Genomic DNA, 16,778 nt, shown 5'->3' with positions numbered 1-16,778 from the left:
CCCTCAGCCCTTGGCCACGGCACGCAGCCGGTCCACGACGTCCGCCCGCAGCTCGGCCGGTTCCAGCACCACCACGTCCGGCCCGAACTCCACCAGCCAGGCGTCCAGTCCGTGCCCGTACGGGATCTCCAACTCGTCCCAGCCGTCGCCCAGTTCCCGCACCTTGGTGGCCTTGGCCCGCAAGGGGTAACCGGCGCCCGCGCGCAGCCGGATCAGCGCGGAGCGGTCGGCGGTCTCCCCCGCCCAGCCCCGCACGGTCTCGCGCACCGTCACCACGTCCGGCACCGGCGCGGTGAAGCCCGCGCCGCGCGCGCGGACCTTGCCGGTGATCCGGGACAGCCGGAAGACCCGCTCTGCGCCCCGGTCCCGGTCGTAGCCCGCCAGGTACCAGTGGCCGCGCCAGCACTCCAGCGCCCACGGCTCGACGGTCCGGGTCTCGGGGCGGGCGGCGGTCGCCTTGCGGTAGTCGAAGACCACCGGACGGCGGTCCCGGCAGGCCAGCATCAGCGGTTCGAAGGCGGCCTCGTGCACCGGGATGCGCGGCTCCAGCGCGCCGTGCGAGCCGTACGGGTCGACGTCCTCGGGCAGCCCGGCCGCGCGCAGCTTCTGCAGCGCGCCGCTGGCCGCGCCGGCCAGCCGGGCCTGCTGCCAGACCTTGGCGGCCAGGCCCAGCGCCGCGGCCTCCTCGGCGTCCAGGGTGATCGCGGGCAGCCGGTTGCTGTCGCGGCGGGCCAGATAGCCGACCTCGCCCTCGATGTTCTCCACGGTCTCGATGACCAGACCCAGCTCGCGCAGATCGTCCTTGTCCCGCTCGAACATGCGGTTGAAGGAGTCGTCCGACCCCGCTTCCAGGTACGCCTCGATGGACCCGCGCAGCTCGCGCTTGCTGAGCGGCCGCCGTGTGCCGAGCAGGCACAGCGCGAGGTTCATCAGCCGCTCGGCCTTGGCAATGGCCATCGACGCCCTACGCCTTTCCTCATGTGCTTCCGACCGTCGACCGTACCGCCCACAGGTGGCGTGGCAAAAGCCGAAGCAAAGAACGAGGGCCGATACGGACGACAAGGGTCGAAGAAGAGGGGCCCGCGCACCAGGCGCGAGCCCCTCTTCGATCAGAACCGGTCGGACCGGATCAGGTCAGCGCTTGCCCACGGCCACGAGGTCGCAGACGAAGATCAGCGTCTCACCCGGGGCGATCCGGCCACCGGCACCCCGGTCGCCGTACGCGAGGTGCGCGGGGATCACGAGCTGGCGGCGACCGCCGACCTTCATGCCCTGCACACCCTTGTCCCAGCCCGAGATGACCTGGCCGATACCGAGCTGGAAGTCCAGCGGCGTGCCGCGGTTCCAGGAGGCGTCGAACTCCTCACCCGTGGAGAACGCGACGCCCACGTAGTGAACCTTGACGAGGTCGCCGGCCTCGGCGACCTCGCCGTCGCCCTCCCAGATGTCCTTGATCTCGAGGTCCTTCGGCGGCTCGCCGCCCGGAAAGTCGACCTCGGGCTTGTCGATGCTCACGTCAAAAGCTCCTGCGTGTGTACGAAACGAAACACGGACAGTCTGTCATCCCCGCAGCTCCGGCGCCCGGAGCGCTACATCGCCGCGAGGATGTCCACCGTGAAGACCAGCGTGGCGCCCTTCTTGATCCCGCTCCCGCTCGGCGGATTGTCGCCGTAGCCCAGGTCCGGCGGCACCACGACCAGAACCCGGCTGCCCACCTTCTTGCCCGTCACACCCTGGGCGAGGCCCTTGACGACCTGCTCCATCTGCTCCACCGAGAACTGGCTCAGCCGCCCCGAACCGTACGTCTGCTGGAACACCCGGCCGCCCTGCCACTCCAGCCCCTGGAACTGGCACAGGATCGCCTGCTTCCGGGTGACCTCCTCCCCGTCACCCTCCAGCACGTAGTTCGACACCAGCTTCTTCGGCGGCGCCGACTTCGGCAGCGTCACCTTCGGCACCTTGCCGTCGGTGTTCACCGCCACCTTCGGCAGCGCCGCGTCCGTCTGCGGGATCTCCTTGCCCTTGGCCGAGCTCTTGTCGTTGTAGGAGTCCAGCAGATCGATCACGAACACCAGCGTGTCGGTCCCCTTGATGCCCGCCTGCTCGTTGCCCGAGGGGCCGTACCCCCAGGTCGGCGGCACCGCGATCTCCACCCGGCTGCCGATCTTCTTCCCCGTCAGCGCGTACCGCCAGCCGTCGATGATGCTGCCCTGCGCCAGCTGCAGCACCAGCGGATTGCGGTCGTAGGAGTTGTCGAAGACCTTCCCCGAGCTCCAGATCTGGCCCAGGTAGTTCGCCTTGATGAAGTCGTTCTCCGCCACCGCGCGCCCGCTGCCCGCGATCACCGTGCGGACCGCCAGGTCCTTCGAGGGGTCCCCCGAGCCCTTGGCGACCGTCGGCTTCTCCCCGAACTTCGTCCCCGCCGTGATGGCCGGCAGCGGCCCGTCCACGATCTTCGGCGGCGGAGGCGCCGACGGCGACGCCGAGGGGGACGCACTGGTCTTGCTCGACTTCGCATCACCGTCGCCGCAGCCGGCGAGCGTGACCAGTCCAGCGGGAACGGCGGCCATGAGGAGTGAGCGTCGGCGCACGGGAGATGCCTCGTAATCGGTCGATCTTGCGGATTGGCGTGCGCGCAACTCTACGGCGTGACAAGGGCGCCGTACGGGAAACGTACGGCGCCCGTGTGGCGCCCCGCCGGCCGGCCGCCGAAAACCCGCGGCCCGCACCGGCCGGACTACATTCCGGCGATCAGTTTCTCCACCCGGTCGTCGACCGAACGGAACGGGTCCTTGCACAACACGGTGCGCTGAGCCTGGTCATTGAGCTTCAGATGCACCCAGTCGACCGTGAAGTCCCGGCGCTGTTCCTGCGCCCGCCGGATGAAGTCACCGCGCAGCCGCGCCCGAGTCGTCTGCGGCGGCACCGACTTGCCCTCGAAGATCTTCAGGTCATTGCAGATCCGCGCCGCCTGACCCTTCTTCTCGAGCAGGTAGTAAAGCCCCCGCCGCCGGTGGATGTCGTGATACGCGAGGTCTATCTGCGCGACCCGCGGATGCGACATCGTCATGTTGTGCTTCTCGCGGTACCGCTCGATGAGCTTGTACTTCATCACCCAGTCGATCTCGGTACCGATCCGGTCGAGCTCCTCCGTCTCGATCGCGTCCAGCGTCCGGCCCCACAGCTCCAGCACCTGCGCGACCGTGCCCGTACGGATGCCCCGGCGGTCGCAGAAGTCCACCGCCTTGTCGAAGTACTCGCGCTGCACCTCCAGCGCCGACGCCTCCCGGCCACTGGCCAGACGCACCTTGCGCCGGCCGGTGATGTCATGACTGACCTCGCGGATCGCCCGGATCGGGTTCTCCAGCGTCAGATCCCGCATCACCGTGCCCGCCTCGATCATGCGCAGCACCAGATCGGTGGCGCCGACCTTCAGCAGCATCGTCGTCTCGGACATGTTCGAGTCGCCCACGATGACATGCAGCCGCCGATAGCGCTCGGCGTCCGCGTGCGGCTCGTCACGGGTGTTGATGATCGGCCTCGAACGCGTCGTCGCCGACGACACGCCCTCCCAGATGTGCTCCGCCCGCTGGCTCACGCAGTACACCGCACCGCGCGGCGTCTGCAGCACCTTGCCCGCCCCGCACAAAAGCTGCCGGGTCACCAGGAACGGGATGAGGATGTCCGCGAGCCGGGAGAACTCCCCGTGCCGCGCCACCAGATAGTTCTCGTGGCAACCGTAGGAGTTGCCCGCCGAGTCGGTGTTGTTCTTGAAGAGGTAGACGTCGCCCGCGATTCCCTCCTCGTGCAGGCGTCGTTCCGCGTCCACCAGGAGTCCCTCGAGAATGCGCTCCCCGGCCTTGTCGTGGGTGACCAGCTCGGTCACATTGTCACACTCGGGTGTCGCGTATTCCGGATGTGAGCCCACGTCGAGATACAGCCGGGCGCCGTTCCGCAGAAAGACATTGCTGCTGCGGCCCCATGACACGACACGGCGGAAGAGGTACCGCGCCACCTCGTCAGGAGACAGACGCCGCTGTCCCCTGAACGTGCACGTGACGCCGTACTCGTTCTCCAGCCCGAAAATGCGGCGGTCCATGACTGAACATTACGCCCGATCCCCTGAACTGAAACGGGGTTCGGCAGCACGATCTGGATCATTTTCCGATGAAGCCGCAACCACACCGCCCCCGGCCGGAGCCGACAGCACCCGCCCCGTGGCCAGCAGCACCAGCAACGACACGCCCCCGGCCACCCCCGGCAACGCGAACCCCCACGCCGCACCACCCGACTGGACCACCGGCCCCGCCAGCCCCGTACCCACCGACGCGCCCACCATGAACGTCGTCACAAGCCACGAGAACGCCTCCGTCACCGTCCCCGCCGGAGCATGCCGGTCCACGATGATGAACGCGCACGCGATGCACGGCGCCAGGAACACCCCCGCCACCACCGACAGCAGCACCATCGCCACCGCGCCCGGCATCAGAAGCAGCGGCAGATAACACACCGCCAGCAGCGCCACCAGCACCCGCAGGCGCCGCTCCGGCTCCCCGGACCACGGCCGCGCCCCGTACACCGTCCCGCCGGCCAGCGCGCCCAGGCCCAGCCCCGCCATCATCCAGCCGTACACCGCGTCCCCGCCGTGCCCGTCCGCGTACGACACCGACGCCACCGTGATCGACCCCATCGCGATCCCCACGAACAGGAACGCGCCCAGCAGCGCCAGCAGCCCCCGCGAACTCAGCGCACCCAGCCAGTGCGCCTCCCGCGGCTGAGACCGCCACGCCCGCGACGGCGCCGACACCACCACCCACAGCGCCCCGAGCACCCCCAGGGCGTTCAGCACCAGCAGCGCCGCCCGCTCCGACCACACCGAGACGCACAGCGTCACCAGCAGCGGTCCGACCGTGAACATCACCTCCTGCGCCACCGCGTCCAGCGCGTACGCCGTGTGCACCTGGTCCTCCCGGCGCAGCACCGACGGCCACAGCGCCCGCAGACCGCCCTCCAGCGGCGGCGTGCACAGACCCGACAGCGCCACCAGCGCGTACGCCAGACCCAGCGGACCGATCCCGCAGAACGCGAACCCCGCCATCGCCAGCGCCGACGCCACCGCCGCCGGCAACTGCACCCGCGGCTGCCCGTACAGGTCCACCAGCCGCCCCAGCAGCGGCTGCCCCACCGCGTTCGCCACCCCGTACACCGCCGCCAGCGCGCCCGCCAGGCTGTACGTGCCGCCCTCCGCGCGCACGAACAGCACCATGGCGATCGGCGCCACCGCGTTGGGCAGCCGGCCCACCAGCGTCCCCGTCAGCAGCCGCAGCGCGTGCCGCGCCCGCAGGATCTCCAGATAACCCGTCGCCATGTCCCGCCCCTTCAGCGGCCGCTCCGGCACCCCCGACCGCCGTCGCGCGATGTCCCCGAAGTGTTACGTATAACTAACGCTTTCATACGTACCATGTGCGCTGTCCGACCGTCCACACAGCACCCAGCACCCAGAGGAGCACGACCGCGGTGGCACGCAGCAGCACGCGCCCGACCAGCCGTGACGTCGCCCGCGAGGCGGGAGTCAGCCAGGCCGCCGTCTCCCTCGTCCTCGGCGACAAATGGCGCGGCCGCGTCTCCGAGACCACCGCCCGGCGCGTACGCCAGGCCGCCACCGACCTCGGCTACCGCCCCAACCTCGCCGCCCGCAACCTCCGCCTCGGCCACACCCGCACCGTCCTGCTCGTCGTCCCCGCCCTCACCACCGAGTTCTTCGCCGGCGTCTACACCGGAGCCGCCCGCGTCGCCGCCGAACACGGCTTCGGCGTCGTGCTCTACCCCTCCCCCGAAGGCGTCGGCCCCGCCCGCGACCCCTTCGCCAGCGCCCAGGCCGCCCTCGACGGCGTCATCGCCTCCTCCATGGCCGCCGACGCCCTCACCGCCATCAGCGGCGACCAGCTCCCCCTCGTCATGCTCGACAGCGACCCCGCCGGCAGCCTCGGCGCCGCCACCGTCAACCTCGACATCACCGACGGCGTCCGCCAGGTCACCGACCACCTCCTCGGCCTCGGCCACCGCCACGTCCTGCACCTCGCCGCCGACGTGCCCTCCTGGACCTTCCAGATCCGCGCCCGCGAACTCGCCGACCGCCTCGCCGCCACCCCCGGCACCCGGCTCACCACCGCCCGCGCGCCCATCACCATCGACGCCGCCCGCGCCGCCGCCGAAGCCGCCCTCAGCACGCCGGGACCCCGCCCCACCGCCATCGTCTGCGACGACGACAAGCTCGCCGCCGGCGCCTACAAGGCCGCCCGCCGCCTCGGCCTGCGCATCCCCGACGACATCTCCGTCACCGGCCTCGACGACCTCGCCCTCGCCACCGCCCTCGACCCCGAACTCACCACCGTCCGCCTCGACGCCGAACTCTTCGGCGAACGCGGCATGCAAGCCCTCCTCGCCGTCCTGGACGGCCGCGAGCCGGAACACGGGGACATCCCCGTCCACCTCGTCACGCGAGCCTCCACGGCCCCTCCACGGCCCTCCTAGACCCCTCCACGGGCCCGCAACAGGCCCACAACGGCAGGTGCCCCCGACCGGAGACCGGCCGAGGGCACCTGAACCACACCACGCGGGACGCGCCTCACTCCTTCCCGGAGCCCGACGCCCCCGAGGCGCCGTCCGGGTCGTCCGGGTCCTCCGCGCTCTCCGCCTCGGTCGCGGCACCGTTCGCCGCCAGCAACCGCGAGAGCTGACCGCCCACGATCCGCTTGAACTTCCGCTTCTGCGGCCGCGTCCGGTCCAGCACCGCCACCTCCAGACGCTCCGCCGGGATCTCCCGCTCGCCGCCGTTGGTGTCCCGCGACAGCGCCTGCACCGCGAGCTTCAGCGCCTCCGCCAGGCTCATCCCGTCCCGGTGCCGCTGGTCCAGGAACGTGCTGATCTGCTCGGAGTTGCCGCCGACCGCCACCGAACCGTGCTCGTCCACGATGGAACCGTCGTGCGGCAGCCGGTAGATCTGGTCGCCCTCCGGCGTCTCACCGACCTCCGCCACCACCAGCTCCACCTCGTACGGCTTCTCGGCCGCCGAGGAGAAGATCGTGCCCAGCGTCTGCGCGTACACGTTCGCCAGGCCGCGCGCGGTCACGTCGTCCCGGTCGTAGGTGTAACCCCGCAGGTCCGCGTACCGCACACCGCCGATGCGCAGGTTCTCGTACTCGTTGTACTTGCCGGCGGCCGCGAAACCGATCCGGTCGTAGATCTCGCTGAACTTGTGCAGCGCACGGGACGGGTTCTCGCCGACGAACACGATCCCGTCGGCGTACTGCATGACCGCCAGGCTGCGACCGCGCGCGATGCCCTTGCGGGCGTACTCGGCGCGGTCCGCCATGGCCTGCTGGGGTGAGACATAGAACGGCGTCGACACCGGTTATCCGTCCCTTTCTGTCATGGTCACTGGGATCACCTCACTGCGAAGACAGGACGCCCGCTCAGAGCAGGGCGGCCCGCGGACCGTCCGGCTCCTCCAGCCGCCGCTGGAGCACCGCGCGGGACAGCTCCGACGCCTCCTGCTCGGTCAGCCTGCGGAAACCCTCGTCGGTGATCACCGTGATGATCGGATAGATCCGGCGGGCGACGTCGGGACCACCGGTCGCCGAGTCGTCGTCTGCCGCGTCGTACAGCGCCTGCACCACCAGCGTGGTGGCCTCGTCCTCGCTCAGGTCGTCCCGGAACAGCTTCTTCATCGCACCGCGCGCGAACACCGAGCCCGAACCCGTCGCCGCGTAGTTGTGCTCCTCGCTACGGCCGCCCGTCACGTCGTACGAGAAGATGCGGCCCTTCTCGCGGTCCAGGTCGTACCCCGCGAACAGCGGCACCACGGCCAGGCCCTGCATGGCCATGCCGAGGTTGGAGCGGATCATCGTCGACAGACGGTTCGCCTTGCCCTCCAGGGAGAGCTGCGCGCCTTCGACCTTCTCGAAGTGCTCCAGCTCCAGCTGGAAGAGCTTCACCATCTCCACGGCCAGACCCGCCGTGCCGGCGATGCCCACCGCCGAGTGCTCGTCCGCCGGGAACACCTTCTCGATGTCCCGCTGGGCGATGACGTTGCCCATGGTGGCCCGGCGGTCACCGGCCAGAACGACGCCTCCGGGGAAGGTGACGGCCACGATCGTCGTGCCGTGCGGGGCCTCGATCACACCCTGCACCGGCGGCAGCGTCCGCTTGCCCGGCAGCAGCTCCGGCTGGTGGTCCGACAGGAAGTCCATGAAGGAGGACGACCCAGGCGTCAGGAAGGCAGCTGGTAGACGCCCGGTGCCACGAGTATTGGCTTCCACGAGTTTCCTTCCAGATAGGCGGCGGCCCGGCGTACGGCCTCGGGATCGTCCCCCAGCTTGCCGATGGCCGAATTGCAGTTGAAGCACAGTACGCCACGGACCCTACCCGTCTTGTGGCAGTGATCCACATGTGCGGCCGGGGCATTCAGACAGATCACACAGAGCCCGCGCTGCGCGGCGACCATGGCGTCGCGCTCGGCCTCGGTCATGCCGTAGTTCCGCTTCAGATGATGTGCGCGCCCCTTGGCAGCCCGGCAAGCTTTGCAAGCCGTCACGAGCCGACTTGTTACTGGCGAACGCCGCCCGCGGCTTTGTGGCATTGCACCGCGAGCAGCGCTTCACCTCCGCACTCCTCACTTACACCCCCGCACCTTCGATTCGAAGGCCGAATCGGCTTACTGCCCGCCCTTCTGAACGAAGCTTCGTACGAAGTCCTCGGCGTTCTCCTCGAGCACATCATCGATTTCGTCCAGGACCGAGTCGACGTCGTCGCTCAGCTTTTCCTGTCGTTCCTTGAGGTCCTCGGAGCCCTGTGCTTCCTGGGTCTGCTCCTCGACCTCTTCGGTGGAGCGTGTGGCCTTCTGCTGGCCGCCGCCGGTGTCCTTGGTCGCCATAACCCTCACCCCGCTCAGTTCGCCGTTCGGTGATGATCAGACCCTACAAGCCGGGTCCGACATCGGCCCCGTAGTTCCGGGAACGTACGGGGGCCATCTCGATGATTCCCTGACGCCGGGTTTTCCACCCTGCGAAGGGAGCCGAATCAATGCGCCGGACAGGGGTTTCAATTACCGGAGAGCACCCTGACCAGCTCGTCCGCCGTCCGGCACCGGTCCAGCAGCTCCTTGACGTGATTTCGCGTTCCGCGAAGCGGTTCCAGGGTTGGCACCCGCTGGAGCGAGTCCCGCCCCGGGAGGTCGAAGATGACCGAGTCCCAGGAGGCCGCGGCGACGTCGTCCGCGTACTGCTCCAGGCACCGGCCCCGGAAATAGGCCCGGGTGTCCTCCGGCGGCTTCGTACGCGCCCGCTCGACCTCCGACTCGTCCAGCAGCCGCTTCATGCGGCCCTTGTCGACCAGACGGTTGTAGAGGCCCTTCTCGGGGCGTACGTCGGCGTACTGGAGGTCGACCAGGTGCAGCCGCGGCGCGTCCCAGTCGAGGTCGTCACGGCGCCGGTAGCCCTCCATGAGCTGCCGCTTGGCGACCCAGTCGAGTTCCGCGGCCAGGCTCATGGGGTCCCGCTCCAGCCGGGTGAGGGTGTCCTCCCAGCGGACGAGGACGTCCCTTGTCTGGTCGTCGGCGTCGGCACCGTAGCGCTCCTCGACGTACTTGCGGGCCAGCTCGAAGTACTCCATCTGCAGCTGCACGGCGGTGAGCGTGCGGCCGCTGCGGAGCGTGACGAGGTGCTTGAGGGAGGGGTCGTGGGAGACCTGGTGGAGAGTGCGTACGGGCTGGTCCACGGCGAGGTCCACCGCGATGAAGTTGTCCTCGATCATGGACAGGACCAGTGCGGTGGTGCCCAGCTTGAGGTAGGTGGAGATCTCCGAGAGGTTGGCGTCGCCGATGATCACGTGCAGGCGGCGGTACTTCTCGGCGTCGGCGTGCGGTTCGTCGCGGGTGTTGATGATGGGCCGTTTGAGGGTGGTCTCCAGTCCCACCTCGACCTCGAAGTAGTCGGCGCGCTGGCTGAGCTGGAAGCCGTGTTCGTGGCCGTCCTGCCCGATGCCGACGCGGCCGGCGCCCGCGAAGACCTGCCGGGAGACGAAGAAGGGCGTCAGGTGGCGCACGATGTCCGAGAAGGCGGTCTCCCGCTTCATCAGGTAGTTCTCGTGCGTGCCGTAGGAGGCGCCCTTGTTGTCGGTGTTGTTCTTGTAGAGGTGGATGGGCTGGGCTCCGGGCAGCGCGGCGGCGCGTTCGGCGGCCTCGGCCATGATGCGCTCGCCGGCCTTGTCCCACAGGACGGCGTCACGCGGGTTGGTGACCTCGGGGGCGCTGTATTCGGGGTGGGCGTGGTCGACGTAGAGCCGGGCGCCGTTGGTGAGGATGACGTTGGCGAGGCCGATGTCCTCGTCGGTGAGCTGGCTGGAGTCGGCGGCCTCGCGTGCGAGGTCGAAGCCTCGCGCGTCGCGCAGCGGGTTCTCCTCCTCGAAGTCCCAGCGGGCCCGTCGGGCCCGGTGCATCGCCGCCGCGTAGGCGTTGACGATCTGGGACGAGGTGAGCATGGCATTGGCGTTGGGGTGGCCGGGGACGGAGATGCCGTACTCCGTCTCGATGCCCATTACTCGCCGTACGGTCATGCGGCCCTCCTTGCCCGGCGGCACCCTCTGTCTTGGATGCCGCTCGCGTACCGCTGGCGCTCCGGTGCGTGTGCGGTGCCCGTCCCCGCACTGCGCGACTCGGCGGTAGGAAAGAGCCTAGAACGCCTTTGCACTGGTGGGGAGATCATTTGCGTCATTGACTGCTCCGGTCGTGGCCTGAAAAAGCGAGCGGCTGCGGATGCCCGAGGCGGGCATCCGCAGCCGCTCCGCCTTTTACAGGTACTGACCGGTGTTCGCCACCGTGTCGATGGACCGTCCGGTGTCCGCGCCCTGCTTTCCGGTGATGAGGGTGCGGATGTAGACGATCCGCTCGCCCTTCTTTCCGGAGATCCGGGCCCAGTCGTCGGGGTTGGTGGTGTTGGGCAGGTCCTCGTTCTCCTTGAACTCGTCCACGCAGGCCTGGAGGAGGTGGGAGACGCGGAGACCCTTCTGGCTCTTGTCGAGGAAGTCCTTGATCGCCATCTTCTTGGCCCGGCCCACGATGTTCTCGATCATGGCGCCGGAGTTGAAGTCCTTGAAGTAGAGGACTTCCTTGTCACCGTTGGCGTAGGTGACTTCCAGGAAGCGGTTCTCCTCGGATTCCGCGTACATCTGCTCGACCGCCGTCTGGATCATGCTCTGGACAGTGATCTCCTTGTCGCCGCCGTGCTCGCCGAGGTCGTCGGAGTGCAGCGGGAGGCGCTCGGTGAGGTACTTGCCGAAGATGTCCTTGGCCGCCTCGGCGTCGGGACGCTCGATCTTGATCTTCACATCGAGCCGGCCGGGCCGCAGGATGGCGGGGTCGATCATGTCCTCGCGGTTGGAGGCACCGATCACGACCACGTTCTGCAGGCCCTCGACACCGTCGATCTCCGCGAGGAGCTGCGGGACGATGGTGTTCTCGACGTCGGAGCTGACGCCGGAGCCGCGGGTGCGGAAGAGGGATTCCATCTCGTCGAAGAAGACGATGACGGGGGTGCCCTCGCTGGCCTTCTCACGGGCACGCTGGAAGACGAGGCGGATCTGCCGCTCGGTCTCACCGACGTACTTGTTGAGCAGCTCGGGGCCCTTGATGTTGAGGAAGAAGCTCTTGCCCGCGGCCACTCCGGTCACTTCCGCGACCTTCTTGGCGAGCGAGTTGGCGACGGCCTTGGCGATCAGGGTCTTACCGCATCCGGGGGGGCCGTAGAGGAGGACGCCCTTGGGCGGCCGCAGCTCGTGCTCCTTGAAGAGGTCGGGGTAGAGGTAAGGGAGTTCGACGGCGTCGCGGATGGCCTCGATCTGGCCGCCGAGTCCGCCGATCTGTTCGTAGCCGATGTCGGGGACTTCTTCGAGGACGAGTTCTTCGACCTCGCTCTTGGGGACGACCTCGTAGACGTAGCCGGAGCGGGGTTCGAGGAGGAGGGCGTCGCCGGGGCGGATGGTGATGCCCCTGAGCGGTTCGGCGAGCCGGACCACGCGTTCCTCGTCGGTGTGTCCGAGCACCAGGGCGCGTTCGCCGTCCTCGAGGATCTCCTTGAGGGTGACGATGTCGCCGACGCTCTCGTACTCCATGGCCTCGACCACGTTGAGCGCCTCGTTGAGCATGACTTCCTGGCCGCGCCTGAGGTTGTCGAGTTCGACGCTCGGGCTGACGTTGACGCGGAGCTTGCGGCCGCCGGTGAAGATGTCGGCAGTGCCGTCCTCGTTGGCCTGCAGGAAGGCTCCGAAGCCGGCCGGCGGCTGGGCGAGCCGGTCGACTTCCTCCTTGAGGGCCACGATCTGGTCGCGGGCCTCGCGGAGTGTGTTGGCCAGGCGCTCGTTCTGCGCGGAGACGCCGGCCAGGTTGGTCTGCAGCTCGACGATCCGCTCCTCGAGAATCCTCGTGTGCCGCGGAGAGTCGGCGAGCTTGCGGCGCAGGACGGCGATCTCCTGCTCAAGATAGGCGATCTGCCCGGCCGGGTCGTCGGACCCTCGTCCCGGGCGGATGCCGCGGTTCATGTCGTCGTCGTGGGCTGCCACGGTCCTCACCTCCTCCAAGGGGAGCTGGACGCTTCCAGACCCTACCTGGGTGGGTGTCGATTGAAACCCCTAGATCACAAAGACTGTCAAGGTGTGTCGTCGGTCACCCGGTGCGCTCCCTCTCGCACGGAGGGGATACCCACTGAACGTGATGCGGAAGCCGCTTGTTCCGGGTCGGTGGGTGTCAAGACCCTCCAGGAGTGGCCGGAGTTGTCCTCAGCGGGGTGTCCGGGCGGTTCCGGGGCGGGGTGGAGGGGGTTCGTACGGTCATCACACTGAGCGACGGGGCGGGCCGGGTGGTGCGGGGTCCGGGGTGGCCGGATGTGATCGTCGGCGGCCTCTCCCCCGTCGGCCGTCCTCCTGAGCGGGCGGCGTCCTGAAGGTGCCGTCGAGGGGTGGGAGGAACCCCCCACCGCTTCGCACACGGCGGGAAAGCGGGCGGCGGAGGTAGGGTCGTGGTTGTTCGACAGCCGCCGGGCGGGTCCGTCCGGCGAACCGAGGTCAGGAGAGATGAGCGTGCAGCAGGAGGCCCCGGACGGCGAGGCGCTGGAGGTCTGGATCGACCAGGACCTGTGTACCGGCGACGGGATCTGCGTCCAGTACGCGCCGGAGGTGTTCGAGCTGGACATCGACGGGCTGGCCTATGTGAAGGACGCCGGCGACGAGCTGCTGCAGGACGTGGGGGCGACGACGCCGGTGCCGCTGCCGCTGCTCACGGATGTCGTGGACTCGGCGAAGGAGTGCCCGGGGGCGTGCATCCATGTGCGCCGTGTTTCGGACAAGGTCGAGGTGTACGGGCCCGAGGCGGACTGAGTCCGGCCGGCGGTTCCCTGCGATGACGCGCGCGTGCGACCGCATGCGCGCGTCTTGTGCGTTGTGGGGTCAGACGCCCCGGGTGTCGGCGGGGGTGGAGCGCAGGAAGGCGTGGCCGTTCCACTTCCAGGCGGCGGGCTTGCGTACGTCGGGGCAGCAGCTCGGTACGTCGTCGGAGGAGTAGCCGAGCAAGGTGGCGGTGACGGTGCGGGCGTCGAGGCCGAGGTCGGTGACGGTGAGGCGGTCGGCCGGCTGGACGAGGGTGGCGACGACGCGGGGGCTGCCGTCGGTGGCGTTGCGGGTGAGGACGTAGACGGCGTCGGGCGGGGTGCCCATGGGGGCGTCGCAGTGGACGACGGCGACGGTCTCGGGTTTGCCGTCGCCGTCGAGGTCGCCGTCGGCCTGGTGGGCGACGACGGCTTTGACGGGGCCGCAGTCCAGGGGGAAGCGGACGCCGGTGGTGCCGGGCGGGGTGGTGGCGACGGGCGCGGGGGCGGGCCTGGCCTCGGTGGTGCCGGAGGGCTGGGCCGCGGTGGCCGGGCCGGGCTGTACGAGGGAGGACAGTGCGATCACGCCGGCGACCGCGGTGGCCGTGGCGACCCAGTGGATGGGCCGGGTGTCCGTGCGGGCGAGCTCCGGGACGGCGGATTGCTGCACTAGGAGGGTCTCCTGTGGGGCTGTGCCGGTGAAGGGGTGGCCAGCATGGTGTCACACGTCACGGTGGGTGGGAACGGCGGGGCGGGTGCGGATTCGGCGGAGGTGTGGCGGGGGAACGCGAGGGCGCCGTGCCCGGGTTCCCGCGGCTGCGGGTACGGGGCACGGCGCCTTCGTGGAGTGCCGGGTGGGTGCGGGTCAGCGACCGGCGCCGCCGTCGGCGTTGGGGCCGGCGTAGTCCTCGCCGTAGGCGCCCTTGGCGGGGCGGCGGCGGCGCATGGGCGGCTCGACGCCGTCGGCCAGGCGGCGGGCGGTGAGGAGGAAGCCGGTGTGGCCGATCATGCGGTGGTCGGGGCGGACGGCGAGGCCCTCGATGTGCCAGTTGCGGATCATCGTCTCCCAGGCGGTCGGCTCGTTGAAGCAGCCGATCTCGCGGATGGACTCGACGGTCCGGGCGAGCTGGGTGGTGGTGGCGACGTAGGCGCAGAGGATGCCGCCGGGGACGAGTGCCTTGGAGACGGCCTCGAGGCATTCCCAGGGGGCGAGCATGTCGAGGATGACGCGGTCGACGTCGGTGTCGGACAGGTTGTCCTGGAGGTCGCCGACGGTGAGCTGCCAGGCGGGGTGTTCGCCGCCGAAGTAGCGCTCGACGTTCTGCTTGGCGATCTCGGCGAAGTCCTCGCGGCGCTCGTAGGAGTGCAGCATGCCCTGGTCGCCGATGGCGCGCAGCAGGAAGCTGCTCAGGGAGCCGGAGCCCACGCCCGCTTCGACGACGCGTGCGCCGGGGAAGATGTCGGCGAAGGCCAGGATCTGCCCCGCGTCCTTGGGGTAGACCACGGCGGCGCCGCGGGGCATGGACAGGACGTAGTCGGGGAGCAGGGGGCGCAGCGCGAGGTAGGCGACGTTTCCGGTGGTGCGGACAACGCTGCCCTCGGGTGCGCCGATCAGCTCGTCGTGCGGGAAGGAGCCCTTGTGGGTGTGGAAGTTCTTCCCGGCTTCGAGCGTGAACGTGTAGTGGCGGCCCTTGGGGTCGGTCAGCTGAACCTGGTCCCCGACCTTGAAGGGCCCGCGCCTGCGGGCGGCACCGGTCGGTTCGGACATGTGACCAGCCTACCGGCAGCGGAGGGGGGCGCCGACCACGGTGCCGCTGCCGTCAGGGCTGCCGTCAGGAGGGCCGTGCCATGGCCTTGACGAAGGCGCGTTCGACGTCCGCCGCGGAGAGGACGCCGTAGATCTCGCCGGTGTTCTCGATGACGAGGTACTCGGTGGCGGGGGTGGCGCGGAGGGTGTCGAGGAGTTCCTCGCCGGAGAGTTCGGCGGAGACGCGCATGCCGTCGGTGAGGTCCTGGGCGAGTTCGCTGACGGCGACCCAGGGGCGGCGGTGTTCGGGGACGCCGACGATGGCGGCTTCGCGGACGAGGGAGAGGGGGGTGCCGTCGGCGTCGACGACGACGAGGGCGCGGGCTCCGGCGGCGTTGGCGCGGCGCAGTCCTTCGGACAGGGGGGTGTCGGTCTGGACGGGGACGGCGCGGCGGGTGAGGGTGCGGGCGCGGAGGTCGGGGAGGTGTTCGCGCAGGCGGGCCATGCGGAGGCTGTTTCCGGCGCCGGTCCAGATGATGGCGGCGAGGATGGCGGCGAGCAGGGCGTCGGTGACGGTGTCCATGCCGCTGATGTCCTGGTCGCCGCCGAGGGCGCCGGACTGGTTGAGCAGGGGCAGTCCGATGAGGACGGAGACGGCGAGGGCGCGGCCGACCCAGGCGGCGGCGACGGTGCCGGTCATGGGCTTGCCGGTGATCTTCCAGACGACGGCGCGGAGCATGCGTCCGCCGTCGAGGGGGAGGCCGGGCAGGAGGTTGAAGACGGCGACGATCAGGTTGGAGATCATCAGTCCGGCGAGGAGGACGCCGGGGACGGTGCCGGGCGTCACGGGTTTGAGGGCGAGGTAGAAGAGTCCGGCGAGGACGAGGGAGAGCAGGGGGCCGACGAAGGCGAGGACGAATTCGCGGCCGGGTGTCTCGGCTTCCTTCTCGATCTCGGAGACGCCGCCGAAGAACTGGAGCTGGATGCGGCGGACGGGGAGTTTGAAGCGGAGCGCGGCGATGGTGTGGGCGAGTTCGTGGACCAGTACGGAGGCGTAGAAGGCGACCGCGAAGAAGAGGGAGACGAGGTAGCGCAGGGCGCCGAGTTCGGGCAGGACGCGGTCGAGCTGGCCGCCGAAGACCCAGGTGATGAGGGCGGCGACGAGGAACCAGCTGGGGGCGACGTAGACGGGTACGCCGAAGGGGCGGCCCATGAGGATGCCGCCGCCGGGTTCCTTGGGGCGCTCGGGGGGCGGGTCGGTGCGGGCGATCCCGGCGTGGGCGAGGGAGCGGTGTTCGTGGTCGGCGCGGTCCGCGGTGTCGGCGGGTCCGGGCCGGTCGGGGGTGTCCCGGCCCTGTCCGGGGCTGTGTTCGGGGTCGTGTTCCGGGTTCGGGGTCGGAGGCACTGGGGGGTGCTCGGCCGGGTGGTTCTCGTCCGGCCGCGGCTGCCCGTTCCCGCCGCTCACGTCCACGCTGTCCCCTCGTTCGAAGCGTCTTCCGCGCGTGACTGGGCGGAAGGGGTCTCGCCTCGATGGTATGCGGCCCGGGTGGCGTGGTCCGCTTCGGCACCCTGGTGTCCGCGGGGCGGGGGTGCGGGGCTGGGTGACTGTCGGTGCC

Annotated in this window: 16 protein-coding genes; 2 read left to right on the top strand and 14 right to left on the bottom strand. The window is 69.8% G+C overall.

All coding sequences use genetic code 11. The annotated features are described in order from the left end of the window. Positions 1 to 3: 3 nt before the first annotated feature. The 5 genes from ABZ898_RS15465 to ABZ898_RS15445 form a co-directional block, all read right to left on the bottom strand. Entirely contained in the window at positions 4 to 957 is a 954-nt protein-coding gene (locus ABZ898_RS15465) for a WYL domain-containing protein (RefSeq protein WP_361657974.1), read from the bottom strand. Between the two features lie 177 nt (positions 958 to 1,134). Continuing rightward, the gene (locus ABZ898_RS15460) at positions 1,135 to 1,515 is read right to left on the bottom strand and encodes an FKBP-type peptidyl-prolyl cis-trans isomerase (protein ID WP_361657971.1); all 381 of its coding nucleotides are present in this window, start codon (positions 1,513 to 1,515) and stop codon (positions 1,135 to 1,137) included. A 74-nt stretch (positions 1,516 to 1,589) separates the two neighbouring features. After that, positions 1,590 to 2,591 (bottom strand): FKBP-type peptidyl-prolyl cis-trans isomerase, encoded by a 1,002-nt coding sequence (locus ABZ898_RS15455; protein ID WP_361657969.1) that lies wholly within the window; start codon positions 2,589 to 2,591, stop codon positions 1,590 to 1,592. Positions 2,592 to 2,737: 146 nt separating this feature from the next. Beyond that, positions 2,738 to 4,099, bottom strand: a complete 1,362-nt coding sequence (pafA, locus tag ABZ898_RS15450) for a Pup--protein ligase (RefSeq protein ID WP_026249154.1) — start codon at positions 4,097 to 4,099, stop codon at positions 2,738 to 2,740. Positions 4,100 to 4,108: 9 nt separating this feature from the next. Continuing rightward, positions 4,109 to 5,368 carry an MFS transporter gene (locus ABZ898_RS15445; protein ID WP_361657966.1) on the bottom strand — a complete coding sequence of 420 codons (1,260 nt, stop codon included), beginning with the start codon at positions 5,366 to 5,368 and terminating at the stop codon, positions 4,109 to 4,111. 149 nt (positions 5,369 to 5,517) lie between these two features. Here ABZ898_RS15445 and ABZ898_RS15440 point away from each other — a divergent pair, with 149 nt between their 5' ends. Continuing rightward, the gene (locus ABZ898_RS15440; protein WP_361657964.1) at positions 5,518 to 6,534 is read left to right on the top strand and encodes a LacI family DNA-binding transcriptional regulator; all 1,017 of its coding nucleotides are present in this window, start codon (positions 5,518 to 5,520) and stop codon (positions 6,532 to 6,534) included. Positions 6,535 to 6,628: 94 nt separating this feature from the next. Here ABZ898_RS15440 and prcA read toward each other — a convergent pair whose 3' ends face one another. The 6 genes from prcA to arc form a co-directional block, all read right to left on the bottom strand. Next, positions 6,629 to 7,411 carry a proteasome subunit alpha gene (prcA, locus tag ABZ898_RS15435; protein WP_361657961.1) on the bottom strand — a complete coding sequence of 261 codons (783 nt, stop codon included), beginning with the start codon at positions 7,409 to 7,411 and terminating at the stop codon, positions 6,629 to 6,631. Positions 7,412 to 7,475: 64 nt separating this feature from the next. After that, positions 7,476 to 8,321: a proteasome subunit beta gene (gene prcB / locus ABZ898_RS15430; RefSeq protein ID WP_361657958.1), complete on the bottom strand. Its 846-nt coding sequence runs from the start codon at positions 8,319 to 8,321 to the stop codon at positions 7,476 to 7,478. Then, positions 8,273 to 8,530 carry an endonuclease VII domain-containing protein gene (locus ABZ898_RS15425; RefSeq protein ID WP_361657955.1) on the bottom strand — a complete coding sequence of 86 codons (258 nt, stop codon included), beginning with the start codon at positions 8,528 to 8,530 and terminating at the stop codon, positions 8,273 to 8,275. The genes prcB and ABZ898_RS15425 overlap by 49 nt, the downstream gene beginning before the upstream one ends. A gap of 186 nt (positions 8,531 to 8,716) precedes the next feature. Then, positions 8,717 to 8,935 carry a ubiquitin-like protein Pup gene (locus ABZ898_RS15420; protein WP_188339892.1) on the bottom strand — a complete coding sequence of 73 codons (219 nt, stop codon included), beginning with the start codon at positions 8,933 to 8,935 and terminating at the stop codon, positions 8,717 to 8,719. Between the two features lie 167 nt (positions 8,936 to 9,102). After that, entirely contained in the window at positions 9,103 to 10,614 is a 1,512-nt protein-coding gene (gene dop / locus ABZ898_RS15415) for a depupylase/deamidase Dop (protein WP_361657951.1), read from the bottom strand. A gap of 234 nt (positions 10,615 to 10,848) precedes the next feature. Then, the gene (gene arc / locus ABZ898_RS15410; RefSeq protein WP_361657948.1) at positions 10,849 to 12,615 is read right to left on the bottom strand and encodes a proteasome ATPase; all 1,767 of its coding nucleotides are present in this window, start codon (positions 12,613 to 12,615) and stop codon (positions 10,849 to 10,851) included. A gap of 510 nt (positions 12,616 to 13,125) precedes the next feature. On the opposite strand from arc, the gene ABZ898_RS15405 reads away from it, so the two are divergent. After that, complete coding sequence (locus ABZ898_RS15405) at positions 13,126 to 13,428, top strand: ferredoxin (protein ID WP_361657946.1); 303 nt, start codon at positions 13,126 to 13,128, stop codon at positions 13,426 to 13,428. Between the two features lie 69 nt (positions 13,429 to 13,497). Here the strand turns inward: ABZ898_RS15405 and ABZ898_RS15400 are convergent, their stop codons facing one another. The 3 genes from ABZ898_RS15400 to ABZ898_RS15390 form a co-directional block, all read right to left on the bottom strand. Next, the gene (locus ABZ898_RS15400) at positions 13,498 to 14,085 is read right to left on the bottom strand and encodes a hypothetical protein (RefSeq protein ID WP_361657944.1); all 588 of its coding nucleotides are present in this window, start codon (positions 14,083 to 14,085) and stop codon (positions 13,498 to 13,500) included. A 195-nt stretch (positions 14,086 to 14,280) separates the two neighbouring features. Next, positions 14,281 to 15,183 carry a tRNA (adenine-N1)-methyltransferase gene (locus ABZ898_RS15395; protein ID WP_030812697.1) on the bottom strand — a complete coding sequence of 301 codons (903 nt, stop codon included), beginning with the start codon at positions 15,181 to 15,183 and terminating at the stop codon, positions 14,281 to 14,283. 64 nt (positions 15,184 to 15,247) lie between these two features. Further along, the gene (locus ABZ898_RS15390; protein WP_361657941.1) at positions 15,248 to 16,633 is read right to left on the bottom strand and encodes a site-2 protease family protein; all 1,386 of its coding nucleotides are present in this window, start codon (positions 16,631 to 16,633) and stop codon (positions 15,248 to 15,250) included. Positions 16,634 to 16,778: the final 145 nt, after the last annotated feature.

It is taken from the genome of Streptomyces sp. NPDC046860, assembly GCF_040645115.1.
Lineage (GTDB): Bacteria > Actinomycetota > Actinomycetes > Streptomycetales > Streptomycetaceae > Streptomyces.
Note: the sequence above shows the minus strand (reverse complement) of the source record. Positions and strands in the feature narration are given on the sequence as shown.

Coding starts and splice junctions, on each gene's coding strand:
- ABZ898_RS15465 (WP_361657974.1), bottom strand. CDS start 957: ATGGCCATTGCCAAGGCCGAGCGGCTGATGAACCTCGCGCTGTGCCTG.
- pafA (WP_026249154.1), bottom strand. CDS start 4,099: ATGGACCGCCGCATTTTCGGGCTGGAGAACGAGTACGGCGTCACGTGC.
- ABZ898_RS15445 (WP_361657966.1), bottom strand. CDS start 5,368: ATGGCGACGGGTTATCTGGAGATCCTGCGGGCGCGGCACGCGCTGCGG.
- ABZ898_RS15425 (WP_361657955.1), bottom strand. CDS start 8,530: ATGACCGAGGCCGAGCGCGACGCCATGGTCGCCGCGCAGCGCGGGCTC.
- ABZ898_RS15420 (WP_188339892.1), bottom strand. CDS start 8,935: ATGGCGACCAAGGACACCGGCGGCGGCCAGCAGAAGGCCACACGCTCC.
- dop (WP_361657951.1), bottom strand. CDS start 10,614: ATGACCGTACGGCGAGTAATGGGCATCGAGACGGAGTACGGCATCTCC.
- ABZ898_RS15405 (WP_361657946.1), top strand. CDS start 13,126: ATGAGCGTGCAGCAGGAGGCCCCGGACGGCGAGGCGCTGGAGGTCTGG.
- ABZ898_RS15395 (WP_030812697.1), bottom strand. CDS start 15,183: ATGTCCGAACCGACCGGTGCCGCCCGCAGGCGCGGGCCCTTCAAGGTC.